Raw genomic sequence first — 23,451 nt, forward strand, 5'->3', positions numbered from 1 at the left:
AAGTTTGTTACGGCCGATTCGTAAGTGAGGGCAGTGTGGCCGCGACTGATCCACGCACGGCGAACCTCGCCGCGCTCCTGCGTGCGTTGCGTGGGGGGCCGCTTTCGCGCACCCAGCTCGCGGCGCGCTGCGGGATCACCAAAGCGGCCGTCTCCGGGTTGATCACCGAGCTGTCCGAACGCGGCCTGGTCCGCTCCGCGGGACTGCAGGCCGGCGGCAACGGCAGGCCCAGTCAGCTGGTCGAGCTGAACGGGGCGAGCGCCTACGGGCTCGCGCTCAGCGTCGAGGCCGATCGCTTCGCCGCCGTCGTCACGAACCTCGACGGCAGCGTCGTCGCCGAGCGCACGGAGACCGCCGACGTCGCCGCGCTCGGTCTCCACCGGAGCATGGACGAGCTCGCTTTCCTCGCCGGGCAGGTGCTCCGCGACGATCTCCCGGTCGGCGTCACGGTGTCCGTTCCCGGCCTGGTCGATTCGGCCGCCGCGGTGCTGCGGTTCGCGCCGACCCTGCGCTGGCGCGACGCCGAGATCGCCGATCTGCTCGCCGCCCGGCTCGGGCTGCCCGCCGACGCCATCGCGGTCGACAACGAGGCCAATCTCGCCGCGGTCGGCGAGGCCGTCGCCGGTGTCGGGCGCGGCGTGCGGGAGCTCTTCTACCTCAGCGGCGGGATGGGCGTCGGCGGCGGACTCGTGTCCGGCGGCGCGATCCTGCGCGGTGCCAGGGGTTTCGCGGGCGAGGTCGGGCACATCACCGTGGACCCGTCCGGCGAGCAGTGCCAGTGCGGCCGGGTCGGCTGCCTGGAGACCAAGGCGGGGCTCAACGCCGTCCTGCGCGGCGCCGCCTCACCCGGCGACCCGCTGCACGACCCCGCGCTCGGCGTCGACGGCCGGGTCGGGTTGCTCAAGCACCGTGTCCAGCGCGGTGATCAGCGCGCGGTCGCCGCGGTTTCGGAACTCGGGGTCGCGCTCGGCGTCGCGGTGTCCACCGTGGTCGACGTGCTCGACCCGGACGTCGTGGTGCTCGGCGGCTACTTCGCCGAACTGGGCGAGTGGCTGGTCGAGCCGGTGCGCCGCGAACTGTCCGCGCGTCCGCTCGGGCACGAGCCCGCCTGCCGCGTCGAGCCGTCCCCGCTGGGTACCACCGCCCCGCTGCGCGGCGCCGCACATCTCGCCACCGAACGGCTTTTCGCCGATCCGACGCTCGTCCCGTTCGTCACCCAGGAGGCACCGGCATGACCCTGCTTTCGGTCCGGGGGATCGTGAAGACCTTTCCGGGGGTGCGCGCGCTCGACGGGGTCGACTTCGACGTCGAACCCGGCGAGGTGCACTGTCTCCTCGGCCAGAACGGCGCGGGCAAGTCCACGCTGATCAAGACCCTCGCCGGGGCGCACCGTCCCGACGGCGGCGAGATCTTCTGGCAGGGCGAGCAGGTCACGCTGCCCTCGCCGGTCGCCGCCCTGAAGATCGGGATCGCGACCATGTACCAGGAACTCGACCTGGTACCGGGACTTTCCGTCGCCGACAACATCTTCCTCGGCCGCGAGCGCGCGTCGTTCGGCTTCACGCGGATCAGCGAATCCCGGAAGAAGGCCGCTCAGCTGATGGCGAGGCTCGGGCATCCGGAGATCACGCCGTCGACCGAGGTCGGCAAGCTCTCCGCCGCCGGACAACAGCTGGTCTCGATGGCGCGGGCACTCGCGTACGACGCGAAGCTGCTGGTGATGGACGAGCCCACCGCGGCGCTGGCGGGGGAAGAGGTCGACAACCTGTTCCGCATCGTCGGCGAACTGACCGCCGAGGGCGTCGCGATCATCTACATCTCCCACCGGCTCGAAGAACTGCGCCGGATCGGCCACCGCGTCACCGTGCTCAAGGACGGCAAGACCGTTTCCACCGGCCTCGACGCCAAGGAGACGCCGACCTCGGACCTCGTCGCGCTGATGGCGGGCCGCAAGGTCGAAACGGTGTTCGGCCCGCGTCATCAGGAGCACGTGGACCCGGACACCGAGGTCCTCAAGGTGGAGAACCTGACCACCGTCGGCGAGTTCGAGAACGTGAGTTTCACCGTGCACGCGGGTGAAGTCGTCGGTATCGCGGGTCTCGTCGGTTCCGGCCGCAGCGAGCTGCTGGAGACGATCTTCGGCGCCCGCAAGCAAGACACCGGTTCGGTGTCGGTCGACGGAAAGCCGGTCCGGGCGGGCAGTGTGTCCGCGGCGGTCAAGGCCGGGATCGGCCTGGCGCCCGAGGAACGCAAGAGCCAAGGGCTGCTGCTGGACCTGCCCGTCGTGCACAACGTGACCCTGGCGAGCCTCGGCAAATACGCGACGTTCGGCTTCACCGAGCGGTCGAGGGAACTGGAAGACGCCGGGGAAAGCCTGCGGCGTCTCGATCTCCGGCCCGCCGACCCGCACCGGATCATCCGCACGCTGTCGGGCGGCAACCAGCAGAAGGCGGTGCTCGCGCGCTGGCTGGTCCGCGGCTGCCGGGTGCTGCTGCTGGACGAGCCGACGCGCGGGGTCGACGTCGGCGCGCGGGCCGAGCTGTACCGGCTGATCGAGGAACTGGCCGCGACCGGGGTCGCGATCGTGCTCGTCAGCAGCGAGATCCCCGAAGTACTCGGACTGTCCGACCGGGTGCTGGTGCTGCGTGAAGGACGTGTCCTGGCTGAAAAGCCGTCTGCGGAGCTGACAGAGGCGGATGTGCTCGACGTGATTCTCGAGGGGAGTGCGGCGTGACTGACCAAGCCGAGTCGGTGCGTACGGGGACCGCCGTGGAACCCGTGCCACCCAAGAAGAAGGGGCTCGCCTTCTCACTCGATTCCCGGCTGCTCGCGCTGACCGGGGTGCTGGTGATCCTGTGCGTCGTCGGGAGCGTGACCCGGCCCGACCAGTTCTTCACCGAAGGCAACATCTCGACGATCCTGCGGCTCGCCGCGGCGATCGGCGTGGTCAGCGTCGGGATGACGTTCGTGATCATCGCCGGCGGCATCGACCTCTCGGTCGGGTCGATCGTGGCGCTCTCCAGCGTCTGGCTGACCACACTGGCCACGCAGTCCTACGGACCGTGGGTGATGATCCTTTGTGGACTCCTCGTCGGCCTCGGCTGCGGTCTGGTCAACGGGATCCTGGTGTCCTACGGGAAGATCGTGCCGTTCATCGCGACCTTGGCGATGTACGTCTCGGCCCGCGGGCTCGCGGAACGCATCAGCGGCCGCCGCACGCAGGTGGTCGCCGAGGCGGGCTTCCTCGAGTTCTTCCGCGGTGACCTGCTCGGCATCCCGGTGCTGATCTGGATGTTCGCGCTGGTGTTCGCGGTCGGCTGGGTGGTGCTGAACCGCACCACGTTCGGCCGCCGCACCTTCGCCGTCGGCGGCAACGCCGAGGCGTCGCGCCTGGCGGGCATCAACGTCAAGCGGCACACCGCACTCGTCTACGGCGTCGCCGGCCTGTGCTGCGGCATCGCCGCGCTGATGGTCGTCGCCCGCACCACCGCGGGCGCCTCGACCAACGGCATGCTCTACGAACTCGACGCCATCGCGGCGGTCGTCATCGGCGGCACGCTGCTCACCGGCGGCCGCGGCTCGCTCATCGGCACCCTGATCGGCGTGCTGATCTTCACCGTGCTGTCCAACATCTTCACGCTCAACAACCTGGACACCGACATCCAGAACATCGCCAAGGGCGTGATCATCGTGCTGGCCGCGCTGCTCCAGTTCCGCTCCGTAAAGAAAACCAAGACGAGTACTTGATCACCGTGGATGGAGAGTCGTCATGACCGAACAATCCCTGCACCGCCGCCGTTTCCTGCTGGGAGGCGCGGCCGTCGGAGCGGGTGCGCTGCTGACCGCGTGCACCTCGAACGAGGCACCGGCGCAGAACAACGCCGCCAACGTGGCCAACGCCGGGGCCAACTCGCAGCCCGGAACCCCGGTCACCATCGGGTTCTCGGCGCCGGCCGCGGACCACGGCTGGATGGCCGCCATCACGAAGAACGCCCGCGCGCAGGCGCAGAAGTTCAGTGAGGTCACGCTCAACGCGACCGAGGGCACCAACGACGTCAACCAGCAGATCTCCCAGGTGGAGACGCTGATCAACGCCAAGGTCAACGTGCTGGTGATCCTGCCGTTCGACGGCAAGGCGCTCACCGCGGTCGGCCAGCAGGCGATGGACGCCGGTATCCAGGTGATCAACCTCGACCGCGTCTTCGACACCCCGCTCGCGTACCGCACCTGGATCGGTGGTGACAACTACCGGATGGGCGTCAACGCCGGGAACTACATCGCCCAGCAGATGAAGGCGAAGAACATCGCGAGCCCCGTGATCGGCGAGGTCGCCGGGATCGACTCGCTGCCGCTGACCCAGGAACGCAGCAAGGGCTTCAAGGACGCCTTGGCGCGTCAGGGTTTCGCGGTCGGCCCGCGGGTCTCCGCGGAGTTCACGCCGGAGTCGGGCGAGAAGCAGACGTCGAACCTGCTGCAGTCCGCGCCCAAACTGGACGCGCTGTGGAACCACGACGACGACCAGGGGGTCGGGGTCATCGCGGCGATCAACAACGCCAACCGCAAGAACTTCCTGATGGTCGGCGGCGCCGGGTCGAAGAACGCGATGAACCTGATCAAGTCCGACGCCGAGCCGCTGAAGGCGACGGTGCTCTACAGCCCGTCGATGGCCTCTTCGGCGATCTCGCTCGCGCGGCTGCTCGGCCAGGGCAAGGGCGCCGGTGACTTCGCCGAGCACGAGATCCCCGCCGAGATCACCACGTACTCCGCGGTGGTCACCAAGGAGAACGTCGACAAGTACATGGACGTCGGCTTCGACTCGTAGGGCCCGCAATCCCGACACGAGCACAAGCGCGCGCCTCTGTACGGCCGGAGGCCTCGGCTTTGCGGAGGCGGGCCGCCCGGTACGGCTGAGTGACTGGCCAGCCAAGGTCGCGGCCCGGCTGCGGAAAGGCGAAAGCGCGCTTGAGAGACACAGCACCTAGGAGGGGCATGAGCACGGCAAAGGAAACGATCGGGATCGGCATGGTGGGCCACGCGTTCATGGGTGCGGTGCATTCGCACGCGTGGCGCAGTGTGCACCGGTTCTTCACCCCGCCGCTGATCCCGAGACTCGCCGTGCTCGGCGGCCGTGACGAGGTGCGGGCGAAGGCCGCGGCGGAAAGGTTCGGCTGGGAAGACGTCGAGACGGACTGGCGCGCGCTGATCGCCCGTGACGACGTCGACCTGGTCGACATCTGCACCCCGGGCGACAGCCACGCCGAGATCGCGATCGCCGCGCTCGAGGCCGGGAAGCACGTGCTGTGCGAGAAACCGCTGGCCAACACCCTCGCCGAAGCCGAAGCGATGGCCGAGGCGGCGGCGAAGGCCCGTGCGAACGGCGTCCGGTCGATGGTGGCGTTCAACTACCGCCGGGTGCCCGCGCTCGCGCACGCCAGGAAGCTGGTCGCGAGCGGGGCGCTCGGCGAGATCCGCCACGTGCGGTCGGTCTACCTGCAGGACTGGCTGTCCGATCCGGCGTCGCCGATGACCTGGCGGCTGCACAAGGACAAGGCGGGCTCGGGCGCGCTGGGCGATCTCGGCGCGCACATCGTCGACGCGGCCCAGTTCGTCACCGGTGACACGATCACCGGGGTTTCCGCGCTCACCAACACCTTCGTCAAGGAGCGGCCGGACGGCGACGGCGGCACCGGCCAGGTCACGGTCGACGACACCGCCCTGTTCCTCGGCCGGTTCACCGGCGGCGCGGTGGCGAGTTTCGAGGCGACCCGGTTCGCGCTGGGCCGCAAGAACGCGATGCGGCTGGAGATCAACGGGTCGAAGGCGAGCCTCGCGTTCGACTTCGAATCGATGAACGAACTGTCCTGGTTCGACGGTGGCCAGCCCGCCACCGAAGCCGGGTTCCGCCGGATCCTGGTCACCGAACCCGAGCACCCGTACGTCGGGGTCTGGTGGCCGCCGGGGCATCTCCTCGGCTACGAGCACACCTTCACCAACGAGGTCGCCGACCTGCTGACCGCGATCGGCGACGGCACGGATCCCGAACCGTCCTTCGAGGACGGGTTGAGGGTCCAGCAGGTCTTGGACGCGGTCGAACGCAGCGCGTCCGAAGAGTCCCGTTGGACCGCTGTGCCCGGCGTCACTGCGAGGGGGAGTAACTGAGAAGTAGATCCAGCCGAAAGTCGCATGGACGTACATCAGTGCGACTTGGTTCGATCCGAAACGTCCGACCATCCGATGGTGAACACAGTTGGCGTTTTCGGGTTCTGGAAAGGTGGAGAAATGCCTGCTCACGAGCGTACGGGCATCTGGTTGATCGGGGCGAGGGGGTCTGTCGCCACGACCGCGGCGGTGGGGCTGCTCGCCCTCCGCGCGGGGGTGACGGGCGGTGGCGGCTGCGTCACCGAACTGCCCGATTTCGCCGGGGTTCCGTTGCCGGGCTGGGACGATCTGGTCCTCGGCGGGCACGACATCGTGCACACCCCGCTGGAGAAGCGGGCCGAACAGCTGGCGCACGCCGGCGTGTTCGGGCACTCGGTGTTCTCGGCGGTCCGGTCCGGGCTGGCCGAAGTGGACGCCGAGATCCGCGACGGCTACCACCCGGCGACGCATACGGGTGCCCAGTCCGACGCGGCCGCCCGGCTCACCGCGGACATCCGAGCTTTCGCCGACCGGCACGACCTCGCGCGGGTCGTCGTGGTCAACGTGTCCTCCACCGAGGCTCCGTGTCCCCACCTGCCCGAACACGACGACCTCGACGCGCTCGAAACGGCCATGGCCGATCCGGCGCGGGCGGTACTGCCGTCCAGCTCGCTTTCGGCCTACTCGGCACTGAAAGCGGGGGCTCCGTACGTCGAGTTCACGCCGTCGGCCGGGATCACCCTGCCCGCGCTGCGAGAGCTCGCCGAGCGGGAAGGCCTGCCGTACGCGGGTTCCGACGGCAAGACCGGCGAGACCCTGCTCCGCACCGTCCTCGCGCCGATGTTCAGCGCGCGGGCGCTGAAGGTCCGTTCCTGGGCGGGCACCAACCTCCTCGGCGGCGGTGACGGCGAGACCCTGGCCGACCCGGTGACCGCGAACAGCAAGCTGGAATCGAAGGCACGCGGGCTCGCCGCGCTGCTCGGCGAGGACGTCACCGCGCCGCTGCACATCGACAACGTGCCCGACCTCGGCGAGGTCAAGACCGCGTGGGATCACGTGTCGTTCGAGGGTTTCCTCGGCGCGCGCATGAGCCTGCAGTTCACCTGGACCGGTTACGACTCCGCGCTCGCGGCGCCGCTGATCCTCGACCTCGCCCGCCTGGTCACCACCGCGCACGCCGCGGGCCAGAGCGGCGCGCTGACCGAACTCGGCTTCTTCTTCAAGGACCCGCTGGGCAGCGACGAGCACCGCTTCGCCGAGCAGTCCGCCCGCCTGATCACCTGGGCGGCCGCCCTGTGAAGGCTTACGTAGAACTCGTGCGGGCGCCCGCCGCGCTCACGGTGCTCGGTGACACGGTCGCCGGGTCCGCCGCGGCGGGGCTCAAGATGACCGGGCGACGGCTGCTGCTGCCGCTGTCCTCGGTCGCCTTCTACTGGGCCGGGATGGCCCTCAACGACTGGGCGGACCGGGAGCTCGACGCCGTGGAGCGTCCCGAGCGGCCGATCCCGTCCGGGCGGGTGAGCGCAGGCGCGGCGCTCACCACCGGCGCCACGCTGACCGCGGCCGGGCTCGGCCTGGCCGCGCTCGGCGGCGGCCGCCAGGCGATGAAGGTCGCCGTCCCGCTCGCGGCCGCGGTGTGGGCCTACGACACCGTGCTCAAGCCGACCCCGGCCGGACCGGTGGCGATGGCGGCCTGCCGCACGCTCGACGTCCTGCTGGGCGCGGGCTTTGAAACTCGCCGTGCTCTCACCGCCGCGGCGGCCGTGGGGGTCCACACGCTCGGCGTCACCGCGTTGTCCACCGGGGAGGTCCACGGTGGAAGCCCGGCGACGGCCCGTGCCGCGCTCGCCACGAGCTGTGCGGCGACAACGTTGGCATTGAGCGGTCCGGCCCGCGGTGGCTGGCACCGCGCGGCGTCTCTGGTGGCCGGTTCGGGCTACGCGGGCCTGGTCGCCCACGCGCAGGCGGACGCCGTCCGCGATCCGTCGGCGAAGTCCGTGCGTTCGGCGACCAAGTCCGGCATCCACGGCATGGTCCCGCTGCAGGCGGCGGTGACGGCCAAGGGCTCGGTACTGGGGGCCGCGCTGGTCGCGGCCGCGCTGCCGATCGCCCGCAAGCTGTCGCGGAAGGTGAGCCCCACATGAGTTTCTCCCTGGGATACGGCACCAACGGGTTCTCCAACCACCGGCTCGACGACGCGCTCGCCGTCATCGCGGACCTCGGGTACACCGGGGTCGCGCTGACGCTGGACCACGACCATCTCGACCCGTTCGCCGACGATCTGGCGCGACAGGTCGATCACGTGGCGTCCCGGCTTTCGGCGCTCGGCCTGAACCGGGTCGTCATCGAGACGGGCGCGCGGTACCTGCTCGACCCGTGGCGCAAGCACTCGCCGACGCTGCTGTCGGACGACCCCGCGCTCCGGATCGACTTCCTGGCGAAGGCTTTGCAGATCGCGGGCGACCTCGGGGCGGACTGCGTTTCCTTCTGGTCGGGTGTGTCCACTATGGACAACGGTGTGGCCTGGTCGCGGTTGCGTGAGGGTGTCGCGGCGGTCCTGGAGCACGCCGCGCGGCTGAACGTGCGGCTGGCGATGGAACCCGAGCCCGGTCACCTCGTGCAGCATCTCGGCCAGGTCCTGGATCTGCGCAAGGAGCTCGGCGAACCGGAACTGTTCGGTGTCACGCTCGACGTCGGGCACTGCGTCGCCGTCGAGCCGGTGGACGCGGCGGAATGCGTCCGCCTCGCCGGTCCGCTGCTGTGGAACGTGCAGCTGGACGACATGCTGCCGAAGGTCCACGAGCATCTGGAGTTCGGTGACGGGCAGCTGGATCTGCCCGCGACTCTGGCGGCACTGAGCGAGATCGGCTACACAGGGTTGGCCGCGGTCGAACTGCCGCGGCACAGTCACGCCGCGCCGGACACCGCGCGACGCGCCTTCGAGGCGTTGACCGCGGCGCTGCCGGAGGACACCTGGCTGACCAAGGCGGAAAGCCGGATCCGGGAGAAGCCGTCGGTCATCGGTTCGCTCTTCCCGGCCGTCGGCCGTGAGGTCGGGCGGACGGCGCTCCAGCCCGAAACCGATCCGCAGGGCTTGGTCCACGGCACCGTCGACGACGCGGCCCGCTCGCGGCTGATCGGGGTGCTGTCCCGTCAGCTGCCCCCGGTGGACCTGGCGGTCGAACTGGGCGAGCTGTACCGGTACGGCGACGACGCCGAGCGGCGCGGGGTCCTGCGCGGGCTGAACAAGCTCGTCCAGGACGGATCCCTCGACGAGAAGGTCAGCGGAGCCGGGCAACTGCTCGTCGCCGATGCCCTGCGGGCCAACGACATCCGGCTCGTCGCCGCGGCCATGGGCGCCTTCGCGGCGCGTCACCTGGAACCGCACACGTGGCGGCACGGTGTCCTGAAATGCGTTTTCGTCGGCGTTCCCCTCGCCGCCGTCGCGGAGCTCGAAACCCGCGCGGACGACGAGCTGAGGCGCATGCTCGCCGATTTCGCCGACGAACGCAGGGCGGCCGGACGTGACGTTCCCGCCGACGCCCTCTCATTGCTCAAGGAAGGCCACTGACCGTGCGCATCTTCGATCCCCACATCCACATGTCCTCCCGGACCACCGACGACTACGAAGCCATGTACGCGGCAGGCGTCCGCGCGCTGGTCGAACCCGCGTTCTGGCTGGGGCAGCCGCGCACCAGCGTCGGCTCGTACACCGACTACTTCGACGCGCTCATCGGCTGGGAACGGTTCCGCGCCGCCCAGTTCGGCATCCGGCACCACTGCACGATCGCGCTGAACCCGAAGGAGGCCAACGACCCTCGGTGCCGTGAGGTACTCGACGTGCTCCCGAGGTACCTGGCCAAGGACGGCGTCGTCGCGGTCGGCGAGGTCGGCTACGACTCGATGACCAAGGAAGAGGACGAGGTCTTCGCGCGGCAGCTGGCGATGGCCCTCGAACACGATCTGCCGGTGATGGTGCACACCCCGCACCGCGACAAGCTCGAGGGGACCAAGCGCACCCTCGACGTCGTCCGGGAAGCGGGTATCGCGCCGGAACGCGTCATCGTCGACCACCTCAACGAGGTCACCGTCAAGCTGGTCAAGGATTCGGGCGCCTGGATGGGTTTCTCCATCTACCCGGACACCAAGATGGACGAGCACCGCATGGTCGAGATCCTGCGCCAGTACGGCCTCGACAAGATGATCGTCAACTCGGCCGCCGACTGGGGCCGCTCGGATCCCTTGAAGACCGCCAAAACCGGTCAGGCGATGCTCGACGGCGGGTTCACCGACGCCGACGTCGACAAGGTGCTGTGGCAGAACCCGGTCGCCTTCTACGACCAGAGCGGGCGGCTCACCCTCGACCCGCTGCCCGGTTTCACCGGTGAGGCGGAGACGTTCGAGGGCAACTCGGTCCTGCGAGGTGCCCGCAAATGATCTCCTACTGCACGAACGTCCACCCCGCCGAGGACGTCGACGGCATCGTCGCGCAGCTGGAGCGGTACGCGCTCCCGGTGCGTGAGCGGCTGGGCGCCGACAAGCTCGGCGTCGGACTGTGGCTCTCCGCGCCGGTCGCGCGCGGACTCGCCGACGACGCCGGAGCGCGCAAGGCCTTCCGTGCCGAGTTGGACGCGCGCGGGCTCAGCGTCTACACACTGAACGCGTTCCCGTACGGCGGCTTCCACGACGAGGTCGTCAAGCACGCGGTTTATCGTCCTTTGTGGACGGAAAGCGAACGGGTCGCCTACACGATCGACTGTGTGACCGTGCTCGCGGATCTGCTCGCCGAGGACGCCACGTACGGCAGTATCTCCACCCTGCCGCTGGCTTGGCGCGAGCCGTGGACCGACCACGACGACCACGCCGCGGCCACGGCGTTCGAACAGGTCGTCCGGGCGATCCGGACCACCGGTGACCGGCCGATCCGGCTGGCCGTCGAACCCGAACCCGGCTGCGTGCTCGACACGGTGGCAGACGCGCTGGGCTGGCTCTCGGGCCGCGTCGACCCGGAGTACGTCGGGCTGTGCCTGGACACCTGTCACCTCGCGGTGTCGTTCGCCGATCCGGCGGAGACCCTCAAGGCGATCGCGGAGTCCGATGTGGACATCGTCAAGGTCCAGGCCTCCGCGGCGTTGCACGTCGAAAAGCCCGCGGAGGCGGCGGAAGCCCTGGCCACTTTCGCCGAACCGCGCTATCTGCACCAGGTGCGGGAACTCGGCGCGGACGGTGTCGTGCACAAGGCCGACGATCTGCCCGAGGCCTGGACGGAATTGCCGGGGGAGGGCCCGTGGCGAGTGCACTTCCACATGCCGCTGCACCAGGCCCCGGCCGCGCCGCTCGCCACCACGACCGACGTCCTGCGCACGGTCGCCGCCGGGCTGCCCGGCGAACCGCATATCGAGGTCGAAACCTATACCTGGAGCGTGCTCCCGGACGCGGGCGACCTCGTCGGCGGGATCGCCGCCGAACTCGAATGGGCCAAGGCGAACCTTGTCCGGAAAGGGGTTTCCGCGTGAAGCCGCTGGTCGTCATCGACGTCGTCGGGCTCACCCCGAAGGCGTTGCGGGACATGCCGAACCTGTCCGCCGTCGCCCGCGACGGCTGGCAGGCCGAACTGGGCACGGTGCTGCCCGCCGTCACCTGCAGCGCGCAGTCGACCTTCCTCACCGGGCTCATGCCCGCGCAGCACGGGATCGTCGGCAACGGCTGGTACTTCCGGGAACTCGGCGAGATCTTCCTGTGGCGCCAGCACAATCGGCTCGTCGGCGGCGAGAAGCTGTGGGAGACCGCGCGGGCGGCGCACCCCGGCTACACGTCGGCGAACGTGTGCTGGTGGTACGCGATGGGGATGAGCACCGACGTCACGGTGACGCCGAGGCCGATCTACCACGCCGACGGCCGCAAGTCGCCGGACGCCTACGTGCGCCCGCCGGAACTGCACGATCAGCTGACCGGCGCGCTGGGGGAGTTCCCGCTCTTCCAGTACTGGGGCCCGACGGCGTCGATCAAGTCGAGCAAGTGGGTGATCGGCGCGTCCCGGCAGATCCTGCGCGAGAAGCGGCCCGACCTGCTGCTGACCTACGTCCCGCATCTGGACTACGACCTGCAGCGCTTCGGCCCGGACGCTCCCCAGGCGGCGCTGGCCGCGCGGGAACTGGACACCGCGCTCGCGCCGCTGCTCGACGACGCCCGCAACGCCGGGGCGACCGTGGTCGTGCTCAGCGAGTACGGCATCACCAACGTGGAGCGCCCCGTCGACATCAACCGGGCGCTGCGCCGCGAGGGCCTGCTGGAGGTCTACACCCAGGCGGGGATGGAGTACCTCGACCCGTGGGCGTCGCGCGCGTTCGCCGTCGCCGACCACCAGGTGGCACACGTCTACGTCCGCGACTCCGCCGACGTGGAGCGGGTCCGCTCGATCGTCGGCGAGCTGACCGGCGTCGACGAGGTCCTCGACCGCGAGGCGCAGGCGAAGTACGGGATCGACCACGAACGCGCCGGCGAACTCGTCGCGGTCGCGGAACCGGACTCGTGGTTCACCTACTACTACTGGCTCGACGACGAGCGGAAACCCGACTTCGCGCGCGGCGTCGAGATCCACCGCAAACCGGGTTACGACCCCGCCGAACTTTTCTTCGATCCGGAGGACAAGTTCGCCAAGGCGCGGGCCGGGCTCAACCTGGCGAAGAAGTTCGCCGGGCTCCGGTACGCGATGGACGTCGTCCCGACCGACCCGCGCTGGGTGCGCGGCTCACACGGACGGCTACCGGATTCCACAGAGGACGGTCCGGTGCTGCTGTGCAGCGATCCGGCCTTCCAGCCGTCCGGCCGGGTGGGGGCGACCGACGTGCATCCGCTGCTGTTGTCCCTGCAAGGCCTGAAATGAGGGCGCCGGAGATGGCATCGCCAGGTCGTGTCGCGAAAGCCACTTTCGCGACGTGTGATGTCCCGAAAGTGGCTTTCGGGACGCCTCACGCCAGCTCGGTGACGAGAGGTTCTCGGTACAGCGGGTCGTGAGTGGTAAGTGGCGTTAGAACGTCACTTACCACTCACGACCACCCCGACCCCCCACCCGCCGCCACCCTTCCCGCCCATCCACCCACCCACCTCACGAAAGGCGCTCTCCACCTAGCTCTCACCGCATTCCGTTCCTTGATCGCCGCCGCTCATCGAAAGGATCGCTACAGCCATGTCCTTAAAACGACGGCTCGGCGTGCTCGTCACGTCGATGGTCACCGCTCTGACAGGCTTCGCGCTGCCGATGCCCACCGCATCGGCGCACGAAGCGGCGACGGTGCTCGTGTTCTCCAAGACCGCGGGCTTCCGGCACGATTCGATCCCCGACGGGGTCAAGGCGATCAAGGAACTGGGTGCGCAGAACCACTTCGGAGTGGAAGCCACCGAGGACGCGGCGGCCTTCACCGACGCGAACCTCAAGCGCTTCAACGCGGTGGTCTGGCTTTCCACCACCGGTGACGTGCTGAACGCGGACCAGCAGGCCGCGTTCGAACGGTACGTGAAGGGAGGCGGCGGGTACGTGGGCGTGCACGCCGCCTCCGACACCGAATACGACTGGCCCTGGTACGGACAGCTGGTCGGGGCGTACTTCAAGTCCCACCCGCAGATCCAGAAGGCGAACGTCAAGGTCGAGGACCACTCCCACGTGTCCACTGTGGACCTCCCGGAGACCTGGCCGCGGACCGACGAGTGGTACAACTACCGCCAGAATCCGCGCAGCAATGTCCACGTGCTGGCGAGCCTCGACGAGAAGAGTTACCAGCCCGGTGACGGTGCGATGGGCGACCACCCGATCGCCTGGTGCCACGAGAACTCCGGCGGCCGCTCCTGGTACACCGGCGGCGGGCACACCAAGGAGTCCTACCGCGAACCGGCGTTCCGCAAGCACCTGGCAGGCGGGATCAAGTACGCCACCAAGCTGAGCGAAGCGGGCTGCGCCAAGACCCAGGAAGACCCGGTCGACGCGGACTTCGACCAGATCACCCTGGCCAAGGGCGAGGAGAAGACCGGCGAGCCGATCGCGCTCTCCGTCCTGCCCAACCGCGACGTCCTGCACACCTCGCGCGACGGCCGCGTCTGGTACACCAGCTCCGCCGCGACGACCAAACTGGCCGCGACGATCCCCGTCTACAACCACGACGAGGACGGCCTGCAGGGTGTCGCGATCGACCCGGACTTCGCCAAGAACCGCTGGGTCTACCTGTACTACGCGCCCAAACTGACCACCCCGGCCGGTGACGCGCCGCAGAACGGCACCCCGGCCGACTTCGCCCCGTTCAAGGGCTACAACCAGCTTTCGCGGTTCAAGCTCACCACCGACAACAACCTGGACCTCGCCAGCGAGCAGAAGATCCTGCAGGTCCCGGCCGAACGCGGCATCTGCTGCCACGCCGGCGGCGAGATCGACTTCGACGCGCAGGGCAACCTGTATCTGTCCACAGGGGACGATTCCAACCCGTTCTCCTCCGACGGGTTCACCCCGATCGACGAGCGCGCCGACCGTAACCCGGTCTACGACGCGCAGCGCACCTCCGGCAACACCAACGACCTGCGCGGCAAGGTGCTGCGGATCAAGGTCGACGCCAAGGGCAAGTACACCGTGCCCAAGGGCAACCTGTTCCCGAAGGGCAAGGCCAAGACCAAGCCCGAGATCTACGCGATGGGCTTCCGCAACCCGTTCCGGTTCGCCGTCGATCGTAAGACCGGCTGGCTCCACCTGGCCGATTACGGCCCCGACGCCGGTGCGGCCGACCCCAAGCGCGGTCCCGGTGGCACGGTCGAGTTCAACCTGATCAAGAAGCCGGGCAACTTCGGCTGGCCGTACTGCGTCGGGGACAACCAGCCGTTCATCGACTACGACTTCGCCACCAAGCAGTCCGGCGCGGCCTTCGACTGCGCCAAGCCGAAGAACACCAGCCCGCGCAACACCGGGCTCACCGACTTGCCGCCGGTCGAGAAGGCCTGGATCCCCTACGACGGCGGCTCGGTGCCCGAGTTCGGCACGGGTCCGGAATCCCCGATGGGCGGCCCGGTCTACCAGTACGACGCGAAGAACCCGTCGCAGACGAAGTTCCCGGAGTACTTCAACGGCAAGACCTTCGCCTACGAGTGGGAACGCAGCTGGATCAAGGAGATCACCGTCGGACCGAACGGCGAACGCGGTGCCATCAAGCCGTTCTTCGACTCGATGGACCTGGTCCGCCCGATGAACATCGAATTCGGGCCGGACGGCGCGATGTACGTCCTCGACTACGGCACCGGCTACTTCGGCGGCTCCAAGGAATCCGCGGTCTACCGGGTCGACTACACCAAGGGACGCCGGACGCCGGTGGCCCAGGTGACCGCGGACAAGACGTCCGGGCAGGCGCCGCTGACCGTCAAGTTCGACCCGGCCGGGACGAACGACCCCGACGGTGGCGCGCTCACCTACGCCTGGGACTTCGACGGGAACGGCACGACCGATTCCACCGAAGCCGGACCGGTTTCCCACACCTACACCGCGAACGGCCAGTACACGGCGAAGCTTTCGGTCACCGACCCCACCGGGCTGACCGGGGCGGCGAGCACGGTGGTCACCGTCGGCAACACCGCGCCGGTGGTCACGCTGAAGACCCCGGTCAACGGCAGCGTGTTCAGCTTCGGTGACACGGTCCCGTTCAAGGTCGAGGTGACCGACGCCGAGGACAACCCGATCGACTGCTCGAAGGTGACCGTCGAATACATCCTCGGCCACGAGGGGCACGGGCATCCGCTGAGCCGCGCGACCGGTTGTGAGGGCACCATCGCCACTCCGGCGGACGAGGGTCACGGCGCGGACGCCAACGTCTTCGGCGTCATCAACGCCAGCTACACCGACAACGGTGCCAACGGCGTCCCGGCGCTCACCGGCGAGGCGGAATCCTTGCTGCAGCCCAAGCTGAAGCAGGCGGAGTTCTACACCCAGTCCAGCGGGATCGAGGTCGTCGGGCACGACGGCGCCAGTGGCGGCAAGCGGGTCGGCCACATCGAAGCCGGTGACTGGATCAAATTCGACCCGGTGAACCTCGTGGGTGTCCGCGGCATCGGCTACCGGGTCTCTTCCGGTGGGGCGGGCGGCACGATCGAGGTCCGCGCTGGCGCGGTGGACGGGCCGCTGGTCCAGACGGTCACCGTCGCCAACACCGGCGGCTGGGACACCTATGCCGACATCCCGGCCTCCGCGATCACCGACCCCGGTGGGACCGGCCCGTTGTTCCTCGTGTTCAAGGGCGGTTCCGGCGGTCTGTTCGACGTGGACGCGATTAATTTCGAGGAGAACTGATGAGCCGTCCGATCACCCTGTTCACCGGCCAGTGGGCGGATCTCCCGTTCACCGAGGTGTGCAGGCTTGCCGGCGAGTGGGGCTACGACGGCCTCGAGATCGCGTGTTCCGGCGACCATTTCGAGGTCGACCGCGCACTGTCCGAAGAGGACTACGTGCCCGGGCGTCTCAAGCTGCTCGCCGAGCACGGCCTCAAGGTGTGGGCCATTTCCAACCACCTCGTCGGCCAGGCCATCTGTGACGATCCGATCGACGAACGCCACCAGGCCATCATTCCGTCCCGGGTGTGGGGCGACGGTGAACCGGAAGGCGTCCGGCAGCGGGCGGCGAAGGAAATGGCCGACACCGCCCGCGCGGCCGCGAAACTCGGGGTGGACACGGTGATCGGCTTCACCGGTTCCAAGACCTGGAAGTACGTCGCGATGTTCCCGCCGGTCTCGCAGGCGGTCATCGACGAGGGCTACACCGACTTCGCGGACCGGTGGAACCCGATCCTCGACGTCTTCGACGAGGTGGGGGTGCGGTTCGCGCACGAGGTCCACCCGTCGGAGATCGCTTACGACTACTGGACGACGAAACGTGCGCTCGAAGCTGTCGGCAACCGTCCGGCATTCGGGCTCAATTGGGATCCTTCGCATTTCATCTGGCAGGACCTCGACCCGGTCGGCTTCATCCTCGATTTCGCCGACCGGATCTACCACGTGGACTGCAAGGACACCAGGAAACGGTTCGACGGACGGAACGGACGGCTCGGCTCGCATCTCCCCTGGGGAGACCCCCGACGCGGCTGGGACTTCGTTTCGACCGGGCACGGCGACGTGCCTTGGGAGGACTGTTTCCGCGCACTGAATTCGATCGGCTACGCCGGTCCGATCTCGGTGGAGTGGGAAGACGCCGGCATGGACCGGCTCCGGGGCGCGGCGGAGGCCGTGACCTTTCTGCGGGGGCTCCTGTTCGACAAGCCGTCGGCGGCCTTCGACGCGGCTTTCAGCAACCAGAAGTGAGGGCGGTTTCATGTGCGGTGAAGAAGCTGAGCGGTTCCACTCCCGGCGGTCGCTCCTGCGGGGTGCCGCGACGGCGGCGGCCGCGGTCGGTGCGGCGGTAGCCCTGCCGGGAATCGCGAACGCGGCCACGTCCGCGGAAGCGGAGACCCAGGGCCACGGGCACGGTCACGGGCACGGCCGGGTCCCGGTGGACAAGATCAGCATCCAGCTCTACTCCCTGCGCACCGCGCTGCAGGCCGATCTGCCGGGAACCCTGTCCGCGCTGGCGGACATCGGCTACCGGAAGGTCGAACTGGCGGGCACCTACGGCCGCACGGCCAAGGAGTTCCGCGGCCTGCTCGACAAGAACCGCATCCGCGCGACGTCGACGCACGTCGGCATCGACGGGGATCTCGACAAGACCATCGCCGACGCGAAGGTCCTCGGGAACACCCGCGCCAACGTGCCGTTCGCGGCCTTCGACACCCTCGACGGCTGGAAGCAGTTCGCCGGGCGGCTCGACACGGCGGCACGGAAGTTCCGCCAGGCCGGGATCCCGCTCGGCTACCACAACCACGCCCACGAGTTCGCGCCCATCGACGGCGTGCGCCCGTACGACGTGCTCACCAGGAACACCAACCGGCGTTACGTGCACCTGGAGATCGACCTGTTCTGGGCGGTGGAAGGCGGCGTCGACCCGGTTTCGCTTTATCGCCAGCACTTCCCGCGCGTGGTCCAGTACCACGTCAAGGACCGGACCGCGGACGGCCGGATGGTCGACCCCGGCAAGGGCGTCATCGACTTCCCGCGGATCTTCCGGAACACCCGCGCCAACCTGCACGAGTACATCGTCGAGCACGACAACCCCACGGATCCCCTGAGCACCGCCCAGACCGGATTCACCTATCTCCGTAACGTCCGCTTCTAGCTGGGGACTCCACAATGGACAAGCAAAAACGCGGGCTGTCCCGCAGATCGATGCTCGCGGGCACCGCGGCCGGGGTCATCGCCCCGGTCGTGGTGTCGGCCAGCGCCGGTTCGTCACCTGCCGCGGCGGCCGGGATGACCCGCAACATCACCGTGTACGCCGACTACGTTCCCGGTTCGACCCGGGTCGGTTACGGGCTCGAGCCCGGCAAACCGACGATCCCCGGGCCGCTCCTGGAGTGCTACGAGGGCGACACGCTGGTGATCGAGCTGGTCAACAACACCGACCAGCGGCTTTCGATCCACCCGCACGGCGTCAACTACGACACCAAGTCGGACGGCTCGCCGTTCAACGATTCCTTCAACAAGCCGTACGAGACCAAGACCTACACCTGGAAGACGCGGACGGCTTACCAGGCGGCCAACGGTTTCTGGATGCCCGGCAGCGCGGGGTACTGGCACTACCACGACCACGCGTTCGGCGGGGACCACGGCACCATCGGCCTGATGAAGGGCCTCTACGGCGGCCTGATCGTGCGCAAACGCGGGGATCTGCTGCCCAGCAAGCAGTTCACCGTCGTGTTCACCGAAATGTGGATCAACCACCAGGTCGCCCCGAACACCCCGATCTTCGAGGCGAACCTCGGTGAACGCGTCGAGTTCATCTGCATCGGGCACGGCAACCTGATGCACACCTTCCACCTGCACGCGCACCGCTGGGCGGACACCCGCACCGGCATGCTCACCAGCGCGACCGACAACGCCCCGATCCTCGACAACAAGACCCTGGACCCCGGCAACTCCTTCGGGTTCCAGGTGATCGCCGGTGACGGCGTCGGGCCGGGCGCGTGGATGTACCACTGCCACGTCCAGCAGCACTCGGACGACGGCATGTCCGGGGTGTTCCTGGTCCGCAACGCCGACGGCGGGATGCCCGCGGGCGCCCAGGCGGCGATCGACCGCTTCAAGGGACACCAGCACGGCACCACCTCCACCCCGGACGCCACCGGCGCCTCGGCCCATTCCCACCACTAGCCTCGAAAGGAGCGAGAACTTGAGACGAGTCTTTTCGCAACGTCGGCTCCGCAGACGGTCTTTGGCCGCACTGGCGGTCGGCGCCGTCGTCACTTCCGGGCTTCCGCTGGCCATCGCACCGGTGACCGCCGAAGCCGCGACGAACGTCCCGGTGAACGTCCTGGTCTTCCACGGCACCGCTGCGGACCAGAAGGACCCCGTCCTGCGCGCCACGGACGCGATCTCCAGTCTGGGGCAGGCGAACGGGATCTCCGTCGCGTCCTCTTCGGACCCCGCGGTGTTCACCCCGGCGAACCTCGCGAAGTACCGCGGTGTGGTCTTCCTTTCCGCGCAGGGCATCACGCTCAACCGCGACCAGGAAACCTCGCTGCAGAACTACATGAAGGCGGGCGGTGGTTTCCTCGGGCTGTCGGACGCCGCGCGCGCCCAGGACGGTTCGCAGTGGTTCTCCGGGCTGATCGGGGCTCGCCCGGTGGGGGCGCGTCCCACGCCCGAGGCGGTCGCCTCGGTCACCGCGAGTGCGGAGAACGCGCCCAACGAGGGCAAGGACAAGCTGGCCGACAACAACGAGAACACCAAGTGGCTGGCCTTCACGAACACCGCGTGGATCGCCTACAAGCTGGCCGCGCCGGTCGCGGTGAGCAGCTACGCGCTCGTCTCGGCGAACGACTTCGCCGGCCGTGACCCGAAGAGCTGGACCCTGCAGGGTTCCAACGACGGGAGCACGTGGACCGATCTGGACACCCGCACCAACGAGGTGTTCGCCGACCGGTTCCAGAGCCGCACCTTCACCTTCGCCAACACGACGGCGTACGCGAACTACCGGCTGAACATCACCGCCAACGCCGGTGAATCGGCCACCCAGCTGGCCGACTTCAAACTGTTCAAGGACCAGTCGACCACCCCGCCGCCACCGGAGACCGCTCCGGCGGAGGCCACGGTCGACGTCCTCGACAAGGCGAACCCGGCCACCGCGGGCCTGCCGCAGAAGTGGGTCCGCACGGACCGGTGGCTCAACTGGGAGGTCAACCCGGTCGGCACCGTCCACACCGTCGCGCAGGTCGAGGAGTCGACCTACAAGCCGGGAGTCGGCGCCAACGGCGCGTTCCACCCGATCTCGTGGTGCCGTGACTACGACGGCGGCCGCTCCTTCTACAGCGGGATGGGCCGGACCGAGGCGAGCTACGGCGAAGCCCAGTTCCGCACCCACATCCTCGGCGCGCTGAAGTGGACCACCGGCATGGTGCGCGGGGACTGCAAGGCGGGCATCGCGGCCAACTACAAGGTCGAACGCCTGACCGCGAAGAACCAGCCGGGCCAGATGGACCAGATCGGCGAACCGCACGGGCTCACCATCGCCCCCAACGGCCGGGTCTTCTACATCGGCCGCGCGGCCTGCGCCGGCAACTCGGTGCCCACGCCGAACGAGTGGACCAACCCCGAGATCGGTGCCGGCTGCGGCACGATCCATCAGTGGGACCCGGTCACCAAGAAGCCGAAGCTGCTCACCACGCTCAAGGTGATGGGCAACCGCGGCAGCGGCGACGAAATGGTCAAGAACGAGGAAGGTCTCCTCGGGCTCGAGCTGGACCCGAAGTTCAGCGAGAACGGCTTCATGTACGCCTACTGGATGCCGCACGCGTCGATCGACATCGACAAGCGGATCGGCAAGCGCACGGTCTCGCGGTTCACCTACGACCTGACCAAGCAGACGCTGGACCAGGCGACCCGCAAGGACCTGCTGTCCTGGGACGTCCAGATCCACAGCTGCTGCCACGCCGGTGGCGGCATGGCCTTCGACAAGGACGGGAACCTCTACGTCGGTTCCGGTGACAGCAACTCGTCGCAGGGCTCCAACGGGTACTCCGGCAACAACTGGACCCAGGACTACAAGGGCGTCTCGTTCCAGGACGCGCGCCGCACCGCCGGCAACACCAACGACCTCAACGGGAAGATCCTGCGGATCCACCCCGAGGCCGACGGCACGTACACCAACCCGGCGGGCAACCTGTTCCCCGAGGCCAACGACCCCGGGAACAAGACCAGGCCCGAGATCTACGTGATGGGCGTGCGGAACATCTCGCGTCTGCAAGTCGACAAGAAGACCAACTGGCTGACCGCCGCGTGGGTCGGTCCGGACGCGTCCACGCCGAGTCCGGAACTCGGCCCGGCCAAGTACGAGACCGCCACGATCATCACCGAGGCGGGCAACCACGGCTGGCCGTACTGCATGGGCAACAAGCAGCCCTACCGTGACCGCAGCAGCACCGACGCCGCGGTCCTCACCGGCTGGTACGACTGCGACAACCCGGTCAACACCTCGCCGCGCAACACCGGCCTGGTGAACCTGCCGCCGGTCAAGAAGAACATGATCTGGTACTCGCCGGACGGCGGCGGGCCGGTGTTCCCCAACCGTCCCAACAGCTCCGTCCCGTCGTACAACGCGGCCGAGGCCACCTACACGCAGCCCTACCTCAAGGGCGGCGGCCAGGCGGTCATGACCGGGCCGACGTACCACCGCGATCTGGTCAACACCACCAGCGGTGTCGCGTGGCCGTCGTACTGGAACGACAAGTGGTTCATCGGCGACCAGAGCAACGGGCAGAACCGGATCGCGGTCACCGTCGACCCGAACGGTGTGCCCAAGCAGGATCCGCCGGTGTTCGCCGAGACCGTGCGGCAGATCATCCCGACCGGTGGCGGCGACACGAAGCTGCAGAGCTGGATGGACGCAGAGTTCGGTCCGGACGGCGCGCTGTACGCGCTCGACTACGGCAGCGGCTTCTTCACCCTGCAGGACAACCAGAAGCTGGTGAAGATCAGCTACACCGGCGGCGAGGCCACCCCGTCCGCCGCGGCGATGTCGACCATGGTGCAGAACAAGCCGCTCACCGCGGCCTTCACCGGGTCGAAGTCCGGCGGCGTCTCCTACAAGTGGGAGTTCGGCGACGGCACCATTTCGACGCAGGCCGACCCGCGGCACACCTACCCGCGCACCGGGCTCTACACCGCGAAGCTGACCGTGACCTACGCGGACGGCGAGACGGTGACCACGCGGAACTCGGTCAGTATCGGTTGTTTCGTGGCGGATCCCAGTGCCACGGTGACCATCGGTGACACCGACACCGGGGTGAGCAACCGGAACGCGGGCGGCGGGTGCTCGGTCGACGACCTGATCGACGACGAGAGCACGTGGACCTCCCACGCCGGTTTCGTCAACCACGTCAACCAGGCCGTGGGCCGGCTGGACGATCTCGGGGTGCTGAACTCGGCCGAGGCGGACAAGATCAACGCCGCGGCCGCCGCGTCGCCCATCGGGAACAAGGGCGTCACCGGCTACGACGCGATCTACGACGGCACGGCGGAGTCGTTCCGCAACTGGTCGCAGGCACCGTCCGGGCAGTTCGCCATCCAGCCGGACGGGTCGCTGCGACCGTCGGGCGGGCTGGGGATGCTGTGGTACTCGGCGCGGCAGTTCGGCAACTTCTCGGTGAAGCTGCAGTTCAAGGACATCGCGCCGAGCGGCAGCGCCAACAGCGGGGTGTTCGTCCGGTTCCCGGATCCGCGCACACCGCTGGAGCAGCGTCCGCCGGGCAGCTGCGGCACGGTGGGGTCGGCGAAGACCTCGCAGGCCTGGGTCGCGATCTACTGTGGACACGAGGTCCAGCTGTACGACGGGGCCACCGGTGAACCGCAGAAGACCGGGTCGATCTACAACTTCGACCCGCGGCCGCTGGACCAGGCGGGCGTGAAGCCGAAGGGGACCTGGAACGAGTACGAGGTCAAGGTCGTCGGCCAGAAGTACACGATCAGCCGCAACGGTGTCGTGATCAACGAGTTCGAGAACGCGCCGGGGATCCAGTCGTCGCGGGCGGGCGATCCGTCCACCGACTTCCGGCAGTTCGTCAGCGGGTTCATCGGCCTGCAGAACCACGGTGACAACGACCTGATGGAGTTCCGCAACATCCGGGTGCGGCAGCTGTAGCGCGAAAGCCGGCCGGGCGCGACCTCCCTCGCGCCCGGCCGGTCTCCCTGTACGGAAGGTTTCCC

The 23,451-nt window shown here is 68.6% G+C and carries 16 protein-coding genes; all 16 read left to right on the forward strand.

The window, feature by feature from the left end; translation table 11 throughout:
* The first annotated feature begins 35 nt into the window (after nt 1–35).
* The 16 genes from ACLJRM_RS43585 to ACLJRM_RS43660 all read left to right on the forward strand — a co-directional run bounded on the left by ACLJRM_RS43585 (nt 36) and on the right by ACLJRM_RS43660 (nt 23,386).
* The gene (locus ACLJRM_RS43585) at nt 36–1,235 is read left to right on the forward strand and encodes an ROK family transcriptional regulator (protein WP_101612760.1); all 1,200 of its coding nucleotides are present in this window, start codon (nt 36–38) and stop codon (nt 1,233–1,235) included.
* Nucleotides 1,232–2,734 (forward strand): sugar ABC transporter ATP-binding protein, encoded by a 1,503-nt coding sequence (locus ACLJRM_RS43590; protein WP_410666374.1) that lies wholly within the window; start codon nt 1,232–1,234, stop codon nt 2,732–2,734. Before ACLJRM_RS43585 ends, ACLJRM_RS43590 begins: the two co-directional genes overlap by 4 nt.
* Nucleotides 2,731–3,747, forward strand: a complete 1,017-nt coding sequence (locus ACLJRM_RS43595) for an ABC transporter permease (protein ID WP_101612762.1) — start codon at nt 2,731–2,733, stop codon at nt 3,745–3,747. The genes ACLJRM_RS43590 and ACLJRM_RS43595 overlap by 4 nt, the downstream gene beginning before the upstream one ends.
* A 22-nt stretch (nt 3,748–3,769) precedes the next feature.
* A complete protein-coding gene (locus ACLJRM_RS43600) occupies nt 3,770–4,822 on the forward strand; it encodes a substrate-binding domain-containing protein (protein WP_101612763.1) in 1,053 nt (350 codons plus the stop codon).
* Between the two features lie 167 nt (nt 4,823–4,989).
* Nucleotides 4,990–6,159 (forward strand): Gfo/Idh/MocA family protein, encoded by a 1,170-nt coding sequence (locus tag ACLJRM_RS43605; protein WP_101612764.1) that lies wholly within the window; start codon nt 4,990–4,992, stop codon nt 6,157–6,159.
* A 120-nt stretch (nt 6,160–6,279) separates the two neighbouring features.
* The gene (locus tag ACLJRM_RS43610; protein WP_101612765.1) at nt 6,280–7,437 is read left to right on the forward strand and encodes an inositol-3-phosphate synthase; all 1,158 of its coding nucleotides are present in this window, start codon (nt 6,280–6,282) and stop codon (nt 7,435–7,437) included.
* Nucleotides 7,434–8,282: an SCO3242 family prenyltransferase gene (locus ACLJRM_RS43615; protein ID WP_410666375.1), complete on the forward strand. Its 849-nt coding sequence runs from the start codon at nt 7,434–7,436 to the stop codon at nt 8,280–8,282. Before ACLJRM_RS43610 ends, ACLJRM_RS43615 begins: the two co-directional genes overlap by 4 nt.
* Nucleotides 8,279–9,709, forward strand: a complete 1,431-nt coding sequence (locus ACLJRM_RS43620) for an EboA domain-containing protein (RefSeq protein ID WP_101612767.1) — start codon at nt 8,279–8,281, stop codon at nt 9,707–9,709. Before ACLJRM_RS43615 ends, ACLJRM_RS43620 begins: the two co-directional genes overlap by 4 nt.
* 2 nt (nt 9,710–9,711) lie before the next feature.
* Nucleotides 9,712–10,575 carry a TatD family hydrolase gene (locus tag ACLJRM_RS43625; RefSeq protein ID WP_101612768.1) on the forward strand — a complete coding sequence of 288 codons (864 nt, stop codon included), beginning with the start codon at nt 9,712–9,714 and terminating at the stop codon, nt 10,573–10,575.
* The gene (gene eboE / locus ACLJRM_RS43630; protein WP_410666376.1) at nt 10,572–11,654 is read left to right on the forward strand and encodes a metabolite traffic protein EboE; all 1,083 of its coding nucleotides are present in this window, start codon (nt 10,572–10,574) and stop codon (nt 11,652–11,654) included. The genes ACLJRM_RS43625 and eboE overlap by 4 nt, the downstream gene beginning before the upstream one ends.
* The gene (locus ACLJRM_RS43635) at nt 11,651–13,024 is read left to right on the forward strand and encodes an alkaline phosphatase family protein (protein ID WP_410666377.1); all 1,374 of its coding nucleotides are present in this window, start codon (nt 11,651–11,653) and stop codon (nt 13,022–13,024) included. The genes eboE and ACLJRM_RS43635 overlap by 4 nt, the downstream gene beginning before the upstream one ends.
* A gap of 342 nt (nt 13,025–13,366) precedes the next feature.
* Nucleotides 13,367–16,456 (forward strand): ThuA domain-containing protein, encoded by a 3,090-nt coding sequence (locus ACLJRM_RS43640; protein WP_410666383.1) that lies wholly within the window; start codon nt 13,367–13,369, stop codon nt 16,454–16,456.
* Nucleotides 16,456–17,460: a sugar phosphate isomerase/epimerase family protein gene (locus ACLJRM_RS43645; protein WP_101612771.1), complete on the forward strand. Its 1,005-nt coding sequence runs from the start codon at nt 16,456–16,458 to the stop codon at nt 17,458–17,460. The genes ACLJRM_RS43640 and ACLJRM_RS43645 overlap by 1 nt, the downstream gene beginning before the upstream one ends.
* Nucleotides 17,461–17,470: 10 nt before the next feature.
* Nucleotides 17,471–18,367, forward strand: coding sequence for a sugar phosphate isomerase/epimerase family protein (locus ACLJRM_RS43650; RefSeq protein ID WP_101612772.1), 897 nt, complete (start codon nt 17,471–17,473; stop codon nt 18,365–18,367).
* 14 nt (nt 18,368–18,381) lie between these two features.
* A complete protein-coding gene (locus ACLJRM_RS43655; RefSeq protein WP_410666378.1) occupies nt 18,382–19,401 on the forward strand; it encodes a multicopper oxidase domain-containing protein in 1,020 nt (339 codons plus the stop codon).
* Between the two features lie 19 nt (nt 19,402–19,420).
* The gene (locus ACLJRM_RS43660; RefSeq protein WP_410666379.1) at nt 19,421–23,386 is read left to right on the forward strand and encodes a ThuA domain-containing protein; all 3,966 of its coding nucleotides are present in this window, start codon (nt 19,421–19,423) and stop codon (nt 23,384–23,386) included.
* Nucleotides 23,387–23,451: the final 65 nt, after the last annotated feature.

Source organism: Amycolatopsis sp. lyj-84, from assembly GCF_046549075.1.
In the GTDB taxonomy this organism is placed as follows: Bacteria; Actinomycetota; Actinomycetes; order Mycobacteriales; family Pseudonocardiaceae; genus Amycolatopsis.

Coding starts and splice junctions, on each gene's coding strand:
- ACLJRM_RS43590 (WP_410666374.1), top strand. CDS start 1,232: ATGACCCTGCTTTCGGTCCGGGGGATCGTGAAGACCTTTCCGGGGGTG.
- ACLJRM_RS43600 (WP_101612763.1), top strand. CDS start 3,770: ATGACCGAACAATCCCTGCACCGCCGCCGTTTCCTGCTGGGAGGCGCG.
- ACLJRM_RS43605 (WP_101612764.1), top strand. CDS start 4,990: ATGAGCACGGCAAAGGAAACGATCGGGATCGGCATGGTGGGCCACGCG.
- ACLJRM_RS43610 (WP_101612765.1), top strand. CDS start 6,280: ATGCCTGCTCACGAGCGTACGGGCATCTGGTTGATCGGGGCGAGGGGG.
- ACLJRM_RS43620 (WP_101612767.1), top strand. CDS start 8,279: ATGAGTTTCTCCCTGGGATACGGCACCAACGGGTTCTCCAACCACCGG.
- eboE (WP_410666376.1), top strand. CDS start 10,572: ATGATCTCCTACTGCACGAACGTCCACCCCGCCGAGGACGTCGACGGC.
- ACLJRM_RS43640 (WP_410666383.1), top strand. CDS start 13,367: ATGGTCACCGCTCTGACAGGCTTCGCGCTGCCGATGCCCACCGCATCG.
- ACLJRM_RS43645 (WP_101612771.1), top strand. CDS start 16,456: ATGAGCCGTCCGATCACCCTGTTCACCGGCCAGTGGGCGGATCTCCCG.
- ACLJRM_RS43650 (WP_101612772.1), top strand. CDS start 17,471: ATGTGCGGTGAAGAAGCTGAGCGGTTCCACTCCCGGCGGTCGCTCCTG.
- ACLJRM_RS43655 (WP_410666378.1), top strand. CDS start 18,382: ATGGACAAGCAAAAACGCGGGCTGTCCCGCAGATCGATGCTCGCGGGC.